The 19,134-nt window shown below is 41.0% G+C and carries 18 protein-coding genes; 10 read left to right on the plus strand and 8 right to left on the minus strand.

From position 1 onward, the window contains the following. Positions 1 to 139: 139 nt before the first annotated feature. The 3 genes from AB447_RS00005 to AB447_RS00015 form a co-directional block, all read right to left on the minus strand. The gene (locus AB447_RS00005) at positions 140 to 664 is read right to left on the minus strand and encodes a DinB family protein (protein WP_048352800.1); all 525 of its coding nucleotides are present in this window, start codon (positions 662 to 664) and stop codon (positions 140 to 142) included. A gap of 125 nt (positions 665 to 789) precedes the next feature. Beyond that, positions 790 to 1,791: a serine hydrolase domain-containing protein gene (locus AB447_RS00010; RefSeq protein ID WP_057957380.1), complete on the minus strand. Its 1,002-nt coding sequence runs from the start codon at positions 1,789 to 1,791 to the stop codon at positions 790 to 792. Between the two features lie 13 nt (positions 1,792 to 1,804). Beyond that, positions 1,805 to 2,617, minus strand: coding sequence for a MerR family transcriptional regulator (locus AB447_RS00015; protein WP_048352801.1), 813 nt, complete (start codon positions 2,615 to 2,617; stop codon positions 1,805 to 1,807). Positions 2,618 to 2,768: 151 nt separating this feature from the next. Here AB447_RS00015 and AB447_RS00020 point away from each other — a divergent pair, with 151 nt between their 5' ends. The 3 genes from AB447_RS00020 to AB447_RS00030 are packed head-to-tail and all read left to right on the plus strand — an operon-like array spanning position 2,769 to position 5,411. Next, a complete protein-coding gene (locus tag AB447_RS00020) occupies positions 2,769 to 3,746 on the plus strand; it encodes an alpha/beta fold hydrolase (protein WP_048352822.1) in 978 nt (325 codons plus the stop codon). A 1-nt stretch (position 3,747) separates the two neighbouring features. Beyond that, positions 3,748 to 4,419, plus strand: coding sequence for a two-component system response regulator YbdJ (gene ybdJ / locus AB447_RS00025; RefSeq protein ID WP_048352802.1), 672 nt, complete (start codon positions 3,748 to 3,750; stop codon positions 4,417 to 4,419). Continuing rightward, positions 4,416 to 5,411: a sensor histidine kinase gene (locus AB447_RS00030; protein ID WP_048405777.1), complete on the plus strand. Its 996-nt coding sequence runs from the start codon at positions 4,416 to 4,418 to the stop codon at positions 5,409 to 5,411. The genes ybdJ and AB447_RS00030 overlap by 4 nt, the downstream gene beginning before the upstream one ends. A gap of 44 nt (positions 5,412 to 5,455) precedes the next feature. Here the strand turns inward: AB447_RS00030 and AB447_RS00035 are convergent, their stop codons facing one another. The 5 genes from AB447_RS00035 to AB447_RS00055 form a co-directional block, all read right to left on the minus strand. Then, the gene (locus AB447_RS00035) at positions 5,456 to 7,195 is read right to left on the minus strand and encodes an ABC transporter ATP-binding protein (protein WP_048352803.1); all 1,740 of its coding nucleotides are present in this window, start codon (positions 7,193 to 7,195) and stop codon (positions 5,456 to 5,458) included. Positions 7,196 to 7,355: 160 nt separating this feature from the next. After that, a complete protein-coding gene (locus AB447_RS00040; RefSeq protein WP_048352804.1) occupies positions 7,356 to 8,345 on the minus strand; it encodes an ABC transporter permease in 990 nt (329 codons plus the stop codon). Then, positions 8,342 to 9,082 (minus strand): ABC transporter permease, encoded by a 741-nt coding sequence (locus tag AB447_RS00045; RefSeq protein ID WP_048352805.1) that lies wholly within the window; start codon positions 9,080 to 9,082, stop codon positions 8,342 to 8,344. The genes AB447_RS00040 and AB447_RS00045 overlap by 4 nt, the downstream gene beginning before the upstream one ends. 12 nt (positions 9,083 to 9,094) lie before the next feature. Further along, a complete protein-coding gene (locus AB447_RS00050; RefSeq protein ID WP_048352806.1) occupies positions 9,095 to 10,033 on the minus strand; it encodes an ABC transporter ATP-binding protein in 939 nt (312 codons plus the stop codon). After that, entirely contained in the window at positions 10,030 to 10,593 is a 564-nt protein-coding gene (locus tag AB447_RS00055) for a MarR family winged helix-turn-helix transcriptional regulator (protein ID WP_048352807.1), read from the minus strand. Before AB447_RS00055 ends, AB447_RS00050 begins: the two co-directional genes overlap by 4 nt. Positions 10,594 to 10,722: 129 nt before the next feature. Between AB447_RS00055 and AB447_RS00060 the strand changes: the two genes are divergently transcribed. The 7 genes from AB447_RS00060 to AB447_RS27365 all read left to right on the plus strand — a co-directional run bounded on the left by AB447_RS00060 (position 10,723) and on the right by AB447_RS27365 (position 19,117). After that, on the plus strand, positions 10,723 to 11,322 hold the full coding sequence (locus tag AB447_RS00060; protein WP_048352808.1) for a DsbA family oxidoreductase: 600 nt from the start codon (positions 10,723 to 10,725) through the stop codon (positions 11,320 to 11,322). Between the two features lie 359 nt (positions 11,323 to 11,681). Further along, on the plus strand, positions 11,682 to 11,849 hold the full coding sequence (locus AB447_RS25605; protein ID WP_156183560.1) for a class II lanthipeptide, LchA2/BrtA2 family: 168 nt from the start codon (positions 11,682 to 11,684) through the stop codon (positions 11,847 to 11,849). A gap of 94 nt (positions 11,850 to 11,943) precedes the next feature. Beyond that, complete coding sequence (locus AB447_RS00065; protein ID WP_057957381.1) at positions 11,944 to 15,018, plus strand: type 2 lanthipeptide synthetase LanM family protein; 3,075 nt, start codon at positions 11,944 to 11,946, stop codon at positions 15,016 to 15,018. Continuing rightward, entirely contained in the window at positions 15,019 to 17,181 is a 2,163-nt protein-coding gene (locus AB447_RS00070) for a peptidase domain-containing ABC transporter (protein WP_048352809.1), read from the plus strand. Then, the gene (locus AB447_RS00075; RefSeq protein ID WP_048352810.1) at positions 17,174 to 18,313 is read left to right on the plus strand and encodes an erythromycin esterase family protein; all 1,140 of its coding nucleotides are present in this window, start codon (positions 17,174 to 17,176) and stop codon (positions 18,311 to 18,313) included. Before AB447_RS00070 ends, AB447_RS00075 begins: the two co-directional genes overlap by 8 nt. A 284-nt stretch (positions 18,314 to 18,597) precedes the next feature. Then, positions 18,598 to 18,888, plus strand: coding sequence for an SRPBCC domain-containing protein (locus AB447_RS27360; RefSeq protein WP_326076124.1), 291 nt, complete (start codon positions 18,598 to 18,600; stop codon positions 18,886 to 18,888). Further along, a complete protein-coding gene (locus tag AB447_RS27365; protein WP_326076165.1) occupies positions 18,815 to 19,117 on the plus strand; it encodes an SRPBCC family protein in 303 nt (100 codons plus the stop codon). The genes AB447_RS27360 and AB447_RS27365 overlap by 74 nt, the downstream gene beginning before the upstream one ends. The last annotated feature ends 17 nt before the right edge of the window (positions 19,118 to 19,134 follow it).

Consider the following 19,134-nt stretch of genomic DNA (forward strand, 5'->3'; position numbering starts at 1 on the left):
ATTTTAACGGGTCAGTTCAAGGTAACCCAAGGGGGTTTTTATATCCAGAAGAACTTCTAAAAACGTTCAAGATCGTGTCAGAAGGTACAATAATATGTTTTCAAAGATTGTTCTGGAGTAAAAATATTTACGTGTACCATCAGCTGTTCAAAATCCGCAAATAAGCCTTCCAGGGCCCGACATCCTCTTGATACCGCTTCGCCAGCACCCTTGCGATTTGCGATATGTGGGTGAGATCGTGAGCCACCCATGTTGAGATCTGCTCTCTTAGTTTGACGATACCAAACTCAGGGTGTACACCCGTTTTTTCAAAATCAGTATGCGTGTGAATCAGCCGCCGCAGTGTCTCCACGTTTTCCCGACGAAGCTTTGCAAACTCACTAAGCAGCTCTTCGATTGTTTTGTCGGCGTTTTGCTGAAGTTGACTGAAACGGTCAAAAGGAGAAAATGTTTCCGTTTCTCCCTTTGTCAGGATCATTTCGATTCGCGGGATCCAATTATTCTTTTCCCCTTCAATCAGGTGGCCGACTACATCAAAGGCGCTCCATGTGGCTTCACCTTCATTGCAATTGATCCACGAGTTCGATAATCCGGTCAGCATATAGCTCAGCGTTTTTGGCGTGCGTTCCAGAATTTCGATTGCTTCTTTGAGCTGAAAATTCATGTTTGTGACCCCCTTAACGTTTGGATGAGGCGGGCAGGCTGACAACCTAAACGAGATTAAACCCATTTTAATTTGAACGCTTGGAAAAGAGCAAATAGAACACGGCAGCTTTTTCAAATCCGCCGCTAGTCTACGACAGCCGGGATTATACATTCCTTCATCAGTGTCCACCTATCACGAGGGTTCTTCATGAATTCTGAAGCAATCGCTACGACCAGGTCTTTCTCCGGAATACAGCAAATGACATTGCCGCCATCGCCCAGCGCACAGTGTGCAAAAACGCCGTCCTCTTCACGCAGCCACCATAGATAACCGTATTGATTTGGGTTCATCGCTGTTGATTCTTCAACCCACGACTCCGGAACAATTTGTTGATTATTCCAAATTCCGCCGTTTACATATAAAAAACCGAAACGCGCCATATCCCGTGGAGTCAGCGTAAGCCCCCATCCGCCTGCAGAGTTGCCGTCCGGATCGTTCACCCAGCCCTTCACGTTTTTTCCGAAAAGGTCGTCAAAGCCAAATGATGTCATGTTATAATCCGGGATTTCTTTCATGCCGGTTGGTGCAAATAAATGTTTGTTGGCAAACTCACGGGCGCTTTGTCCCGTACTCCGGGTGATGATGGCAGAAAGCAGGTGCGCACCTGCGGTGGAATACTTAAAAGTTCCAATCGTGCCTTTTTGGCCGAGCATATCCAGCGTATACGTTACCCAGTCAGGCTGCATACACATCTTGTCGAGCGGTTCGTGCCAGTCCTTAAATGGATAGGGAGCCGTCATCATGAGAAGATGGCGTATGGTGATGTCTTGTTTTGTCTTATCGGCAGGATCGTATTCTGGGAAAAAGTCCAGCACCTTTTGATCGGCATCTTTGATATATCCTGCCTCAATTGCAATACCGATGAGAGCTGAGACGATGCTTTTCGTAACAGATGCGACATGGTGCATATCATCGGGGTCATAGCCATTATGATATCTTTCGTAAGCGATATATCCATTTCTCACAACAACAATACCGTTTATATTGCTGTACTCCGATTTGATCATAGGTTCCAGCTCTGAAAGTTTTTCAGAGTCCATATCCAAGGTTCTCGGGTCTTTTGCTTGCCAGTCGTTGTTTTGCATGATCGATACCTCTCTATTTTTTCTTTACGGGAAAATACACCTCGGTCACAAGTTCTTCAGGCGTGGCGGTTTGATTAGGGTCTGTTACGTATACTTCATATGGCGAACTCACCAATTCGTATCCTTCGTTTTCTACCCATTCCCTCAGCCTGGCGTATACCGATGTCAATTCTGAATATGGACCTTTTAAAACAGACATCGCACAAAGGCCTCCGGGGAAATCTCTCGTTCCCTGTACGGGTTCTTTAATCGGGAAGGCAAACTCCGTATCATTGCCGCTAGGGTTGTATTCCTGGCTGTGGTAAATCGTCATCGGCATACCAAGCAAGGTGAGCTTTTCGTCGGCAATCTTTTCATAAAGCCTGCTGATATACTTTCCATATCCTGCAGCATAATCGTCGCTGCTCAGCATCTGACGGATATAAAGGAGATTCATTGGCCCGGTTTCGACAAGCTGTACTTCTATTTTGTCGAGAGAAGCCATCATTGGAATGCCCTTCTCTAAATTTGAAATATCAGTGCTCATTTGTTTAAGAGCATATTCAAGATCATGTAACTTTTCCTGCAGTTCATTTCTCTTGCGATGAAGGGCAGTATAAAGCTTTTCATCATCCAACTCCAAAATGATTTTGGTTTCTTCCAAAGAAAAATGAAAAGACTTCAAACGGTTGATCAAAAGCATCTTTTTTAGCTGCCCGATGGAATAATATCTATATCCGTTTTCAGGATTAATTTCATCAGGATGTATTAATCCGATTTCATCATAATATCGCAGCGTTTTTGTAGAAACTCCGCATACCTTCGAAAATTCTCCAATCGACAGCAAGAGGTCACCTCCGTTCTTGAATGATTCTTTGTTCCATTCTGTTATACACCTTTCCGTAAGGGGAATGTCAAAAGTGTTTTTAATTCTAAAAATTAATCAGAAATTTATTTTCATATCGTATCCTTTCAATATCAAATGGAAGGAGATCAATATGAGAAAATTACTGAAAGTCCTAAAAATCTTTTTTGGCGCAATCGCTGCCGTGATCCTGCTGTTGTCCCTAACCGTTTTTATATACCACCATTATCAATTAAACAAGGAAGCAGCCCTCCTGAAAGGCAAAGGCACATTAGTCGAAGTTGATGGTAAGAAGATGAATGTGTATCAAGAAGGAAGCGGCAAGGATACATTTGTGTTAATGCCCGGTTCGGGGATCGCTGCGCCTGTTTACGAGATGAAGGGGTTGTACAGCAAGTTTTCAAAAGAAAACAAGATTGCTGTAGTCGATCGGGCGGGCTATGGATACAGTGATGAGTATGATGATGACAGAGATATTGATACAATATTGGAACAGACGAGAAAAGCCCTTATGAAAAGCGGGAATAAACCTCCTTATGTTTTAATGCCTCATTCCATATCCGGGATCGAAGCAATTTATTGGGCGCAGAAATATCCTGATGAAGTCAAGGCGATTATCGCGATGGATATTGGATTGCCTCAGCAGTATGTGACGTATAAAATGAGCTGGATGGATCAATTGCAAGTGAGAGGCTTCCATCTGTTGACTTCAGCCGGTTTTCATCGGCTGATGCCTTCTGCTGCATATAATCCGGAAGTGCTGCGGCAGACTTTTTTAACTGAACACGAAAAAGAAATATATAAAGCCATTTATTTTAAGCAATTTTTCAATTCAGATATGGAGCATGAACTTTTACAGTCTTACCATAACGGCAACAAATCCGTAAATCTTCCGATGCCAAAAGAAACCCCGATTTTGTTTTTAGATGCCGTTTCTGATCAAAATAGAAATTCGAAATATGCAATCCAAAACCGCAAAGATTATGAGGCGTTTGCGGCTCGATTAAATACAGCAGATGTGAAAGAGCTGAGAGGTACACACAGTATTTATTTATATCAGCCTGATCAAATATATAAGCTTTCCATGGAGTTTATGAGAAAGGTTCGTTAAGATGAAAGGTTATCATATTTTAATCGTGGAAGACGATGTGATGATTGGCAAGCTGCTGAAAAAGATTTTGCAGCGTGAAGGGTACGATGTCAGTTGGAAAACCGACGGAGAGGATGTGCTTTCGATCATTCAGAAGGCGGATTTGGTCATTATGGATGTCATGCTGCCGGGGGAAGACGGATACCAAATGTCTAAGAAAATAAAAGATTTAGGGCTGAACATTCCCATTATTTTTCTCTCTGCCCGCAATGACATGGACAGCAAGCTTCAAGGTTTGAGAATCGGCGAGGATTATATGGTCAAGCCTTTTGATCCGAGAGAGCTGCTCTTAAGAATGAAGAATATGCTGGAGCATCATTATGGCACCTTTACACAGATCAAACATGTATATATTGATGCAGACACCAAAAAGGTATTCAACGGGAGCTTGCATCAGGAGGTGCTGTTTACTGCGATTGAGCGGAAAATATTCTTTTATTTATATGAAAACAGGAACAGCATTTTAACGAAGGAGCATTTCTTTGATTATCTGTGGCAGCTCGAAGACAGAAACCCGAATATCGTGAATGTGCACATTAAAAAAATCAGAGCGAAAATCAATGATTCAGCGGGTGAAATTATCGAAAATATATATGGAGAAGGGTATCGGATGAATACCTTTGTGAAGAAATGAAGCTGAAGAAAAAATATCAGTTGTTACTATTTACGGCCGTGATTAGTGTGCCTGTGATATTGCTGGCGGTTAGCATTTTGATGTCGATGATTTATGAAAGCATGTTTAAGCAGATGAATCATGGCATGCCCTTTCACAGGTCTTTTGCGTATACAGCAATGCTGGTCGTATTTTTATGTTCACTTTTATTGTTGGCGCTTTTATTTTCAAAATCCATTAACTCTTTGCTGCGTAAAATCAATATATTGAATCAAACCATTCGGCATTTAGCCGAAGATAAAAAAATTCCTGATAAACTGGAAGTCAAAAACGATGACGAAATTGGCGAACTGATTAAGTCTGTCAATTTGTTAATCGAAAGGACAACATACCGGGAACTTGAACTAAGACAGCAAGAGGAAATGAAAAAGGAGCTTTTGCAAAAATTAAGGCATGATATTAACACGCCTTTAACAGCCCTCAGATTGCAATTGTTTGATTTGGAAGGTCAATACCATGATCAAGCCGTATTTGAATCGCTATATCAGCAAATTCAATATATCGCTGAATTATCTAATGAATTTCATTTATATTCCACGGACACGTTAGAGGATTCGTATATTGTAAACGATGTAGTGAATGTAAATGCTGTATTAGCCGGCATGGCGAAAAAGTGGGGTTATTTGTATACCATCCACGGAATTGAACTCGTATACCGCAGAACAAATCAAGAGTTGACATGGACGAGCAACGAATTATGGCTTCAAAGGATGTTCGATAACATTTTTCAGAATGCGTTAAAACATTCAAAAGCGAAAAAACTTGAGGTAGCCATTGAAAATGAAAGTGTTTCTATTAGGGATGACGGCACCGGCTTTGATATGAACCGGAAAGGAGCGGGGCTTGGATTAAACATCATCGATGACATATCAAGAATGCTCAATATTACTTATACTTTACAATCCAATCAAACTGGAACTCAGTTTTGTTTTACAAAAATCGAAAAAAGCTAGATAAAAAGGTGTCCCGATCTTATTCAGGACACCTTTATTTTACACTATGCCAACTGCTGCTCGGCAAACTCCCGATACAACGCATGGGAAGCAATCAGCTCATGATGCCGCCCCATCCCGGTAATCTCGCCTTTTTCGATGAAAATAATCTGATCCGCGTCAACGATCGTTGATAAGCGGTGGGCGATAACGAAGGTTGTGCGTCCTTCCATGAGGCGGGAGAGCGCTTGCTGGACGATGCCTTCCGATTGGCTGTCAAGGCTTGCCGTCGCTTCGTCCATCATTAAAATTTTCGGGTCGCGCAGGAAGGCGCGGGCGATGGCGATGCGCTGCCTCTGTCCTCCCGAGAGCTTGACGCCGCGTTCTCCGACTTCTGTATCGAGCTGGTCCGGGAACTGCTTGATGAATCCATCGGCAAACGCCATTTTGGCTACTTCCCATAGTTTTTCATCATTGATCCCATCTGCATTGTCTAATCCGTAGCAAAGGTTTTCGCGAATCGTCCCGGCCATCATCGGGCTGTCTTGTGATACATAGCCGATCTGGCTGCGCCACGATTTCATCGACAGCTCCTGAATCGGGGTGTCGCCGATTGTAATGACTCCTGAGCTTGGTTCGTAGAAGCGTTCAAGCAGGCCGAACATCGTCGTTTTCCCGCCGCCGCTCGGACCGGCAAACGCGATCATTTGGCCGGGTTCGACGGCAAAGGATACATTGCGAAGGACGGGCTCATCATCGGTGTAAGAGAAGGACACGTTCTGAACGTGTATCGCTTTGTCTGAGATATCCATTTCCTTCCCATCGCGGCCTTCTTCCTCTACCGTATTCAAAATGTCGATAATCCGCTCTGTGGCGCCTTTTGCTTTTTGAAGCTGAGTAAAAAACATTGTAAACATTGTAATCGGAAAAATGATTTGAAAGAGATAAAGCAAAAAGGCGATAAGCGAGCCGGTTGTCATCGTGCCTTCTGATACGCGGATGCCGCCGTAGCCGATGATCGCGACGATAACGATCATAATGACAAAGTGCATAATTGGGGAAATAAACGCAAAAATGCGCGCTTCTTTCAGGCCGTATGTGAACAGTTTTGCAATGCCTGATGCCCCCTTTGTTTCTTCTGCTGTTTCAGCGTTCGATGCTTTCATCAGCCTGATTTCGCTTAATGTCTGCTGGACATTTCCTGTAAACGAAGCGGTCTCGTCCTGCAATGCTTTAGACACTGTCTGCATTTTCATGCCGAGCGGGACCATAATGACGGTCGTAATCGGGACGGCAATGAGCATAAGAAGCGTCATTTTCCAATCCATAATCAGCAGAATGATTACGGCGCCGATGATCGTGATCAGCCCCGAAACGAACTGCGGAAAATGCTCGGAAATTAAACCTTTGACGATGCCGGTATCATTGACGACGCGGCTGACCGTTTCGCCGCTCGTCTTTTCGTCAAAGTAGCGGACAGGAAGGCGCAGCAGTTTAAACCACATCCGTTCCCGCAAAGAAGCGACCACCTTTTGCCCTGCATAGGCAAGAAAGTAGGTTGAAAATCCGTCACAGACCGCTTGCATAATAAAAACGAGCGCAAGGATGCCCGCTAAGCCCATGCTGATCGAATTGGCGGAAAATCCGTCTACCAATTCCCTGGTCAACAGCGGGATTGACAGTCCGACTGCCGATGTAACGAGGCTTGCGGCCAAACCGATGGTCAATGCAAGCTTAGGGACGCCGGTCGAGAGAATCAATGAGAAAAACGGTTTTAAGCTGTTTTGTTTGTTCTCTGTTTTCATAATTAAACTCCTTTATTTCGTTTTATGAACTAAACATCTTGTGATCATTCTTCTACTCCTGACGAATACTATTACGCTATGAATCTTATAAAGTTCCAGAGAAGAAAGATTTTTAATAAACAAATAAGGTTCTAAAGTCAGCGTACTGACTTTAGAACCGCTATTCATAAATTCCCTTGCATATTCTCCGTTTTGTGATAAAAACTCCAATGAGCCAAAGCATGATCGTCCAAATGAACAAATAGATAATCTGACCTTTGTATTCCATCGCGCTCCGTCCGATTTCTACGCCGTGAATCAACGTCATGAACGCTTTTTGCGGCAGAATCGTACAGATCGCCTCCAGGATGGGATTGCTGCTCGTAAACGAAATGAAACAGCCGCCAAGCACACAGGTAACGATACTAATTCCGCTTGCCGCTAAATTGATATTGCGTTTCATAATAGAGGTCATACATATTGAAAACCCCGTCGCCAGTGCCGTCAGAATTCCGATCAACACGGCCAGCATTTCAAAACTGTAGCCGATATCAGCACCGAAAAGTTTGCTAGTGATGACAATGGCTGCGTAGGATGGAATATACAAACATAGAAAAGTAAAAATCGACTGTGCGAACAAATACTTGCCGACGCTTAAAGGTGACGCAAGCATTCGCCTGAATGCACCGATCGTGCGATCCTCCGGGTACAGAGCAGTGACGGCAACGCCCTGCATGAACACCAGCATCACAATAAACCCTAAAATGTTCGTTCCGATCCCGCGGTCATTGCGGATTTGGTCATCCCCCCGGTAGCTTTCCGTGAGGTGTCCCGTTTTGAAAAATTGTTCAATCCTTTTTTGATCTGTTTCATTTTTTAACGTTGTGACCTTATAGCCGCTTCCCTTTTTTTCGACCAAAAAGTTGTACTGTCCTAATACAAGCGAGGAGAAGGGAGGTTTTTTATCGACTTGTACGACGTCTATTTTCGGATCGCTTGGTATATGTAGAGAATCATCGGTTATAAAAGCAACCTTGTCTTTTACAATCGTTTGGCTGGAAAAGAAGATGGCTGCTCCGATCATGAGCGGTATGACCACAATTGCAATGATCAAGACCGCTTTTTTTGTTAGCATCCGGTCCAGCCGGTTTCTAAACACAGTTATTGTCATACATATCCCTCCGGCTTAAATGCGATTTGGCAAACGGCAGTACAGACAATCGAGGCCAGCACAAGGCATAAAGTTACCGGCAGGAAGAGGCTGAAATCGTGATCATAGATGAGCTGGAACGCACATTCAGAAACCCAATAAACCGGCGAAAATGTCGAGATCAAATGGATCGCTTCTCCAAGCCGGTGAACACCGAAAAACACGCCTCCAAAAAAGACGAAAAAGGCGACTGGGATTTGCATGATGCCGTTTGCCTGCTCTTCATTTTTGAATATGCAGCAGAACATCGTGCCGAAGCAGCAGCCAAACAACACCAGGGCATCAATTAGCAGCATCAAATACGGGAGATACCGTCCGCCAAGGTTCAAGTGAAAAAGTGTTTGGCCTAAAAATAAAACAGTGCAGTAACAAATGGTTCCGAAAATATAAGTGGACAGCAATTTGGATAGATAGATGGAAGCCTTGGAAACAGGGGCATATACCATTCGGATATTTCCCTTCTTCACTTTTTCCTCCATAAACGTGTTTGAAGCTGTCATCGCAATCAGCATTGCGGAAAAAATAGTCATGTTGACCCCATAATAATCGTATGAGCTGACGGTTTTTCCTTCGAAAGTGTTTTTCGTCACAAACCCCATTATCGCAATCAAAATGAACGGGAAGGCTGTATTTGAAAAAAGCAGAGTAGGATTTCTGACGATATTCACCATGTCAAACTTGATCATTTTCAAGATCATACGAACTACCCCCTAATCTCGCAGGGATCTTCCGGTTAGTTCAAGGAAGACCGTTTCTAAAGAAGCTTTTTTGCTCGTCATGCCGACAATTTGGCAGCCTTCTGTCGTCAGTGTCGCGATGATGCCACTAAGGTTATCCTTTGACTGGTCAACGGTGACTTCAAGGGTATCCCCTGTCAGATGGGCGTTGATTACTCCTTCAATTTGATGAATCAGGTTGACGTTTACCCGTTCGCATTGCGTTAAGTGGAAGGCGTATGTGGTTTCATCTTTAACATGTTGGTGTAAATCTTTATTTGTCCCTTGAGCGATGATGTGCCCTTCATTCATGATAATGATGCGGTCCGCAATGGCTTCAACCTCTTCCATATAGTGGGTTGAATAGATAATCGTTGCTCCGTTGTCCTTCAGCGTTTTTATCGATTCCAAAATATGATTTCGGGATTGGGGATCAATCCCCACGGTCGGTTCATCCATGATGATGAGCTGTGGCCGGTGGACGATGCCGCATGCAATATTCAACCTTCTTTTCATCCCGCCCGAGAATGTCTTCGGTTTGTCGTCTTTACGATCGTATAAACGTACTAATCTCAATGCTTCCTCAACCTGCTCATCCACAGTTTTTCCTTTCAGGTTGTAGAGGCCGGCGAAGAACTGCACGTTTTTCTCGGCCGAAATTTCCTCAAATATCGCAAGGTCTTGAGGAACGATGCCGATCCCTTGCTTAATATGCTTGACACCTTTTTTTAGGTCATAGCCGAAGATCTTTACGTTTCCGCTTGTAGGAGACAAAACGGTTGCTAAAATATTGATCATTGTACTTTTTCCGGCTCCGTTCGGGCCCAAAAGGCCGAGAATTTCTCCCTTGTTCACTTCAAAGCTGACCCCGTCTATGGCCGCTTTTTCGTTATAATGTTTTTTTAGATGTTCAACTTCGACAATGTGATTCACGTGACATCTCCTTTTCTTCGTCTTGAAAATTCCTGTAACACCCTGGCTTGCAGCTCTTCGCGGTTTTGTTCGAGTTCAAAGTCAGGCGCTGTTTCTTCAAAGCCATCTTGCTGTTCTCCGTCATAGCGATACAGCTTTTTCAACAAGTTCCACAGTGTTTCGATTTCTTCCGTCGTAAATTCTTTGAAAAGATCGGCCATAAAATAAATCGCTTTTTCGCCGCATTCTTCCATGATCCGTTTTCCTAAATTGGTGATTTTAACATTGACCGCACGTCTGTCCCGCTTGCTCGGTTCTGTGAGCAAGTATCCTTTTTTTTCGATGCTGTTGATGAGTCTGTTCATATTCTGTTTTGACGTACCAAGCTTTTTGGCAATATTATTGATGGTCGTTTCATCCTCAGGCAGATGGAGGATAGCGACAATCGTCATAAATTGCCTTGACGTTAAGTCTTCAAAATATTCATCACCGCGAATTTGAATTTTGTTTAAAACCGAGAACAGCGTTGCGTACGCTTGCTGCATCAAGAACAAATCTTTAAGCTCTTTTGAAAAATCCATTTTCCCACTCCTTTAGACAACATGTTGTCCTTTTTAGTATAGTACTTTTTTGGAGCTTGTCAATCATTCTTGACAGATAATCCGTTTGTAACTACCATTGTTACGAATAAATAAAGAGAGGAAAACAACATGACAATAAAAGTTAAAGTATACTCCGATTACGTCTGCCCATTCTGTTTTCTCGGAAAAGACCAGTTTGAGAAAGCAATTGAAGGAAAGGATGTGGAGGTGGAATGGATGCCGTTCGAACTGCGGCCGCGTCCTTACGAGCCATTGGATCCGCTGAACGATCCGGCGAAATTGGCGATGTGGGAAAGCGCCATTGCTCCGAGAATTGAAGCGTGGGATGTCAATATGAAACTTCCGAACGTTTCCCCGCATCCGTATACAGATTTGGCCCATGAAGGCTATCATTTTGCGAAAGAGCACGGCAAAGCGAAAGCATACAATGACAGGGTCTATCAGGCATTTTTTCAGGAGAAGCAAAACATCGGCGACATCGGGGTTCTCGCACAGCTTGCAAAAGAATCAGGCTTGGATGGGAAGGCTTTTAAAGATGCGCTGGTATCGAGAAAGTACCGGAAAACACAACAGCAGGCGATCAGGCACGCCTATGAAGAAGCCGGCATCACCGCCGTGCCGACCTTTATCATCGGCAGCGAACGGATCGCCGGGGCTGCGGCTCGAGAGGTGTTTGAGCGGGTGATTGCAGAGGAAACGGGAAAATAAAAAATTCTGCAGAAGGTTTGCAATGTGATGTGGGAGGGAAGTCTTACTAACCAATACCAGCATACTTGGAACCCTTTAGATAAAGACAATCTAAAGGGTTTTTTTCGTAAGTTGACAAATCATTGCTTGGTGCAAAAAGGGGGAATTTGAATCAGAATAAAGAGGGAATTTGCCCCCCTAAAACAATACTCTCCCTTAATAAAGTTAAGACAAGTTTAAATGAAGGTTAAAAATCACATATAAAAATATGAAAATAAGATCAAATCATTTACATATATTATTAAATATGGTATATGTTATATTGAAGGGGTATTACATATATTAGAATTTCATTATTTTTCAGGAAAGGGGGGTATAAAATGAAAAATAAGGATTTTGTAAGCAAAGTATCTGAAGAGGAACTGAAGAGCTTGGCGGGAGGAAATGATGAGATTACTCCACAAAGCACTGTTGTTTGCGTTAGCTTAAGAGTTTGCAAATGGAGTATAAAATACTGTCCAAGTTTTAAGAGAAAATGCTGGATGTAAAGTTCAGAATATTTTCTCTTCTCACTGCCAATATAGAGAGTTAGAAATAACTCTCTATTTGGCCAGTGAATTTTTTTAAGAAGGGGTTGGTTTTATGGGAAAAATATTTGATTTTGACATTAAAGAAACCGTTCAAAGCAAATCATTCTATCCTTCAGAAAGAAGAAAAAAGACCGATGCCGATACTCCCGTTAACGAGCTGCTTTTAAATGAAAAGTCAAGCGAATGGGTTCATCTATGGCAACAGTATTTGGATCATGAAGAAGATGTTAAGTCTTATTCAGATGAAGAAAATATGTCCAGTGAATTTCAATCCTTCTATCCGGATTTTTTAAAGCTGTCTCTTGATTACTTGGAATCTAAATTAGACCTGCTATGCAAACAATATGATTTGTCTATGATTTGCGATATCGCAAATTTAAAAAAGAATATCATGGCGAATATACAAGAACATGTAGCATATTTAAGCATTAGAGCTTTAATACAAGATATAAATGAAGAAAGAGAGAAAGGAAGACTTGAAGGAGAAAACCCCGGGGAACGATATGAATATTACGTAAACCATTTGTTGTCAACCAAGGAAAAAAGGCTCGAAATACTTTGTCAATATCCTGTCCTAACAAGAGTTTTGTGCGAATTTATATTAAATCATATAGACAGCATTACAGAAGCTGTTATGCGTTTTTTAAATGACAGGAAAGTAATATTTGAAAAATTCGATTTTCAAGGGGAAGACAAGCTGGCCTCTTTATCTTTGCAATTAGGCGATTCCCATAACGATGGCAGAAGTGTCATGGTGTTTCATTTTGAATCAAATAAAAAAATCGTTTATAAACCTAGGTCCCTCTCAGTTGATTTACACTTTCAGGAGCTTTTGCATTGGATAAATAAGAAGAAAGGCTGCAGGCCTTTAAGAACATTAAAAATTATAAATAAAAACGATTATGGGTGGCAGGAGTATGTAGAATATAAACCCTGTCAATCCAATAGTGAAATTTCCCGTTTTTATGAAAGGCAAGGTGAATATATCGCAATACTATATTTGCTTAATGCAACCGACTTTCATTTTGAAAATTTAATTGCATGCGGGGAACATCCTGTATTGATTGATCTTGAAGGATTAGTGCAAAATACGGCAAAAGATTTGCAGGACGAATCTTCAGCATATAATATTGCATTCAATAAGTTGATAGACTCAGTATTAGCTACTGGGATGCTACCTGTTACATATATTAAATCCAGCATATTAGGGTTTGATATTAGCGGCCTTGGCGGAGATGAAGGTCAGCCGACAGGACAAAATACTTTTACTTTGGAAAATATTCAAACAGATGAGATCAAGTTAGTTAAGGTTGAGGCTCTTTCGGAAGGCAGTAAAAATAAGCCTTTTCTTGAAAGTGAGAAAGTGGTATCCGCTTCACAGTTTTCTTCTGAAATTATGAAAGGTTTTCGGGATATCTATTCATTATTTCTTCGCCATAAAAAAGAGCTATTGTCTTCAAACAGTCCGTTGAGCCGCTTTAAAAATGATCGGGTAAGGGTCATTTTAAGAAGTACACAAGTTTATTCTACCTTTTTAGACTCGAGTTATCACCCGGATTACTTAAGAGATGGATACAGCAGAGAACGGCTTATCAATTTTCTATGGGTTGGCGGGAAAAGCCGGCCGGTACATCAAGATGTCATCATGTATGAATGCAGAGATATCATAAAAGGAGATATTCCTTATTTTTATTGTCATGCCGATTCAGTTGATTTGTATCATCCATTGGGTAAAGTGAAAAGCAATTTTTTTGAAATGTCGAATTTTGACTGTTTAATGAAAAAAGCAAATTCGTTGAATAAAAGTGATATGGAAATGCAAATCGAATTTATACAAAACTCTCTCGCCGCCCAATATCCGCATCATACTGACTCCTATAACAACACGAACAACAAAATCTATGCTTTTCATGATCAAACAACAGGCTATTCTCCAGAACAATTTTTAGAAGTTGCAGAAAAAATAGGCGATGAGATGAAAAACCACGCCATCTTCGGAAAGAAAGATGATGTTACATGGCTGGGGATCAATCAAAATTATAATGATCAACTAGCTTTTAGTCCGCTTGAATTTGATTTATATGATGGCTTGCTTGGAATAGGGCTGTTCTATGCAAACTTATATCATGTTACTAAGAAAGAGGACTATAAGAATATCGCTGACAAAGCATTGAATTCAGCCTTAAATTACGCGGAAAACTATTCATTAGAATTTCCGTTATCGGCTTTTTACGGTTATGGAGCATACGCATATGTACTAAGTAATTTCTCTTTTATTTTCCATTGCCAAGATTATTTAACACAAGCAAAAAAAATGCTGAATAGAGTGATAGGCTCAATAGAAGAAGATCAATCGCTTGATTATTTAGGAGGTTCTGCCGGCCTGATCATAGTATGTATACACCTTTATAAAAAAACAGGCGAGCCTTATTTATTGGATATTGCGAATAGGTGCGGGGAGCTGCTTGTGAACAAAAAGGAGCAGCAAATGAATGGTGCCGGATGGCGTTCAAATCAGCTTGACAAGCCTCTTTCAGGACTTTCTCACGGTTCTTCGGGATTTACATGGGCCCTAATGGCATTATATAAGTTTACAAAAAATGTGGATTTCAAAAAAGCATTCATGGATTCTATGGATTATGAAAAATCCTTATTTAATAAAAAGGAAAAGAACTGGTTGGATTTGCGGGAAGATACCGGGCGTTATGGAAATTCCATGTGGTGCCACGGAGCGGCTGGAATTGGAATGAGCCGAATTATGATGAGCGATTATACGAATAATGTTGAGTTGCTGAATGAAATTGATGCGGCAGTCAATCAAACATTAAAAAGTGGATTTGGTATAACTCACAGCTTATGCCATGGGGATTTAGGAAATTTAGATTTACTTCTTTTGGCAGCGAATAAATTCAAAAGTGAAAATTTAAAAGAAACAGCATTACAAATTGGCAGCGATGTCGCCTGTAGCATTACCAAAGGGAATGCAAGGTTTGGGACTGTTTCAGGTGTCAAAAATCTAGGTTTAATGCTTGGACAAGCAGGTATAGGCTATGGTTTATTAAGGCTTGCTTTCCCGGAAAAGGTTCCTTCAATATTAACCCTTCAAATGAACAGGGGGGGGCTATAATTGAAAACCAGAATAAGAGTGCCGCTTAAAAGGCAAATTGCTCAAACTGATTGTGCTTTATGTTGCCTAACCATGATAGTGTCTTATTATAAAAGCCATGTGGGTTTTCATGAATTAAAAGAAAGACTGGGCGGCGGGCGCGACGGAGTTACTCTCTTCGCTCTGTCCAATACGGCCTCCGGGATTGGATTTTCTGCAAATGTTTTAAAAGCTGATCGTATCAGTTCGATTACTTCACCAGTTATTGTATATTGGGATCATTTCCACTACGTTGTATTGGATAAAATAAACAAAAAGGGCTACCATGTGCTTGATCCCGCAATAGGACGATGCACGTATTCAGAAGAGGAATTTCTTGAACATTTTTCAGGTTATTATCTAACCCTTGAACCTAATGAAAACTTTAAGCAAGTAAAACCTAAAAGTGTATGGCTTCCCTATTTAAAAATAACTTTGGAAAAACCAAAATTACTTTTTTCTATTTTGGTGTGGTCTCTGTCCATTCAATTGTTGACTGTTTCTATGCCAATTATAACTAAGATTGCAATAGATGAAATTGCCATTCCGAATCATTACGAATTTCTAACCGTTTTTTTTATTAGTATTTTTGGTTTGGTTATATTTAAGGGGATTATTTCTTATTTGCGGGGCCGCTTTTTAACTAATTTAAGGTTGCATCTGGATTGGAGATTGATGAGCAGGTTTTTTAGACATTTAATTCATCTGCCGTTTCAATATTTTCAGTTAAGGTCATTTGGCGAAATTGTTTATCGAGCCAACTCCCATATTATGATACGAGAGCTTTTTTCTCAGCAGACGATCATGAGTGTATTAGATTCAACTCTCGTTCTTATTATACTGGGATACATGGCGATGATTTCGCCATGGTTAGCAGGTTGGGTGGTTGTCTTTGGTATAGTAAACATATTATTGTTGACCTTTACTCAAAATGCACTTAAACAACGTGCTGAAGAAGAACTCTCTGAACAGTCCAAATTCCAGGACGTTCAGGTAGAAACGCTCTATGGAATTTTTGGAATTAAAATGGCCGGAGTTGAAAAGCAAGTTTTACATCAATGGGAACATTTGTTTAAAAAGGTATTGTATGCATTCAAAAAAAATGAATATTTTTCTAATACTATAAATTCGTACATAGTCAGTTTAGAGCTGGCTGCGCCTTTGATTATTTTAGGATTGTCATTGCACCAGGTTCAACTTGGAAACATAACCACCGGCTCAATGGTGGCGTTCTACTCAATGACAGGAATATTTTTTGGTTTGATTTCTTCTTTAGTTGATACAGCAAAAAGCATGATCACAATGGACACTTATTTGCAAAGAATTAACGATGTGTTGGAAGCCCCAGTGGAAAAAACACCAAAAAACTCAATTAAACCAAAAGAATTAACTGGAAATATCAAACTGGAAAATGTAAGCTTTTCATATACCCAGTATAGTAAACCTGTGCTTAAACATATTAGTGTGGAAATAAAAGCTGGACAAAAAGTCGCTATCGTTGGTCCCTCAGGTTCTGGCAAAAGTACTTTGGCACGTATGCTGCTTGGTTTATATGAACCTACTGCCGGCAAAATTTTTTATGATGGAATCAATTTATTCGACTTAGACAAGCAATGGCTGCGTAGAAATATTGGTGTCGTACCACAAGATGCGACTCTTTTTAATAAATCTATTCTTCATAACATATCTGTTTATGATCAGAATCCTTCTATGGATAAAGTTGTTACGGCAGCTAAAATTGCACAAATACACGACGAGATTATGGAAATGCCAATGGGTTACCACACTCCCGTATCAGAAATGTCGATGAATATTTCAGGCGGTCAAAAACAGAGAATCATGCTGGCGCGGGCTTTATTACAAAGACCTTCAATATTATTGCTGGACGAAGCAACAAGTTCCCTTGATAACTTAAATGAAAAGGTCATAGAACAACATTTAAATGAATTAAAGTGCACGCGCATCGTCATAGCTCACAGGCTGAGTACTATTAAGGATGCAGATCTCATATTAGTACTAAAAGACGGAGAGATTCAAGAGATGGGCAACCATTTACAATTGATTCGTAATCAAGGGTTTTACACCGAGCTGTACAATTCAAACAATGACCAAGCAATTGTGGGAGGGGGCTTAAACAGTGAATGATTTATTTGATGAAGTAAGAGATGAATCGATTAATATTGGAGGGGTTGATGGTTATAAATTTGACTTTTTAAAAGAGATATTGGGAAATAAAAGATTTGTATTTCTCGGAGAAAGCAGCCATTGCGTCAAAGAATACATTGAGGCGAAGGCAAGTTTGATCAAATATCTGCATCAGGAATTAGGATTTCGTATTCTTGCTTTTGAAAGTGAACTGGGAGATTGCACCATAGGAAATTACCTTTCAGAAGAACTCGGTTCCAAAGAATTTATGTCCGGTTCCATCGGGAAAGTTTGGCAAAACGAATTTATGCTCGATTTGTTTGAGTATATGAAGGAAACCCAACAGCGGCAGCCTTTGCATTTAACAGGCGTTGATGTTCAGCAGAGCATGGATAAGCACTTTTCCTCCTACATGCGTTCGCATTTGACAGGGGACCTCAGGAAGATGTATGTAGAATTTGATACGCGCACAAATGAGATGCTAGATAAAGATTACATATTGAAAAGACGTTTTAGGAAAACAGTAGAAGAGATTGAAGGCATGGGCCAAGAACTGATGAAGGGGCTTAAGAAACAGACTTTTCCCTCTGCCATGATTCGTGATGTCGTGTTACAGACGATGAAAAACAGAATAAATTATTTTAAAGCGAATTTTACAAAAGGTTTTTCCAAATTGTTCGAGTATCGAGATGAATTAATGGCGAAGAATCTTGAATTTTTATCTCAGCATGTTTATCCTGATGAGAAATTTATCATATGGGCTCACAACCTTCACATCAAAAAACAGAGCAGTGCAAATCGGTTTTCTCCATATCGGTCATTTGTAGAAAACCTTCCACCATTCATGAAAGAGGACAGCTTTGTTATTGGTTTTTATGCAGGAGAGGGCAGAATGGGGGATCACCAAGGGGGCGATCATCCTATAAAAAAAGTCAACAAGAAGCATTTGGAATGGCTCCTCAGCAATTCCCCCCACCAAAATTTTTTTATACCATGCACATCAAGGTGGGGGGAAAATAAGTGGAAGGCTTTTGAGGGAGGAGGCTTGAGTATTTCTTTTAAGCCGGTTCAGCAATATGATGGGATATTGTTCTTTAAAAAAGTAACTCCTGCAAATTTTAATTTTGATTAGAATGTTCTCGTTTAAGGCATTAAACAGTTTTGCGATTATTTTCAGTGCCGAGGGATAGCAGAATCATTGTCGTGTGATGTTTAAAGAGACGCATGTTAAGCATAATCTCTATAGATCAAAATCATCTATAGAGGTTTCTTATGTTGGCGAAAAAAACCTTTTTCGTTATATTTAATTTATGAAGAAATGTTTAACACTTCCGGAGAAAGCGATTACATATATTCTTCATGTTTTTTCTTGCCTTGTTATTGTTTCATAAACATTCACTTTTTCAGGGGGATATTATGTCGGACAAAACAGCAAACAACTTGAAAGTGAAAATAGAAGGAAGAAGCCTCGTCTTAGAACGGCTTTTCAATGCCCCGCGGGATCTGGTGTTTAAGGCTTTTTCAGAAGGTGGGCAGCTGGAAAGCTGGTGGGGGCCTAAAGGCTGGAAAACCGAAAATCGTAAGTTTGCGTTTCAACCGAACGGCGTTTGGCATTATGGGATGCGGTGGATTGATGAGAACCAGGGGGGACTATTTTGGACAGGTGTCCTGGGGAAAGGCTGTTTATCAGGATATCTCGGCGCCTGAAAGGGTTGTGTACGTTGATGTGTTTTCGGATGAGGAAGGGAATGCAGCTCCCGGAATGCCGGAGACTTTGGTGAAGATTGAGTTTTTTGAAGAGGAAAATAAGACGAAGCTCATAATGCGTTCTCAATTTGCGTCTAAAGAGGCGCTGCAGCAAGTCATGGATATGGGCGTTATTCAGGGTGTTGCTTCACAGTTTGAACGCCTCGACGATCACCTTAAACAAGCTTAAAAAGGAGGATGTTTCAA

This window comes from Bacillus glycinifermentans (genome assembly GCF_001042475.2).
Classification (GTDB): domain Bacteria; phylum Bacillota; class Bacilli; order Bacillales; family Bacillaceae; genus Bacillus; species Bacillus glycinifermentans.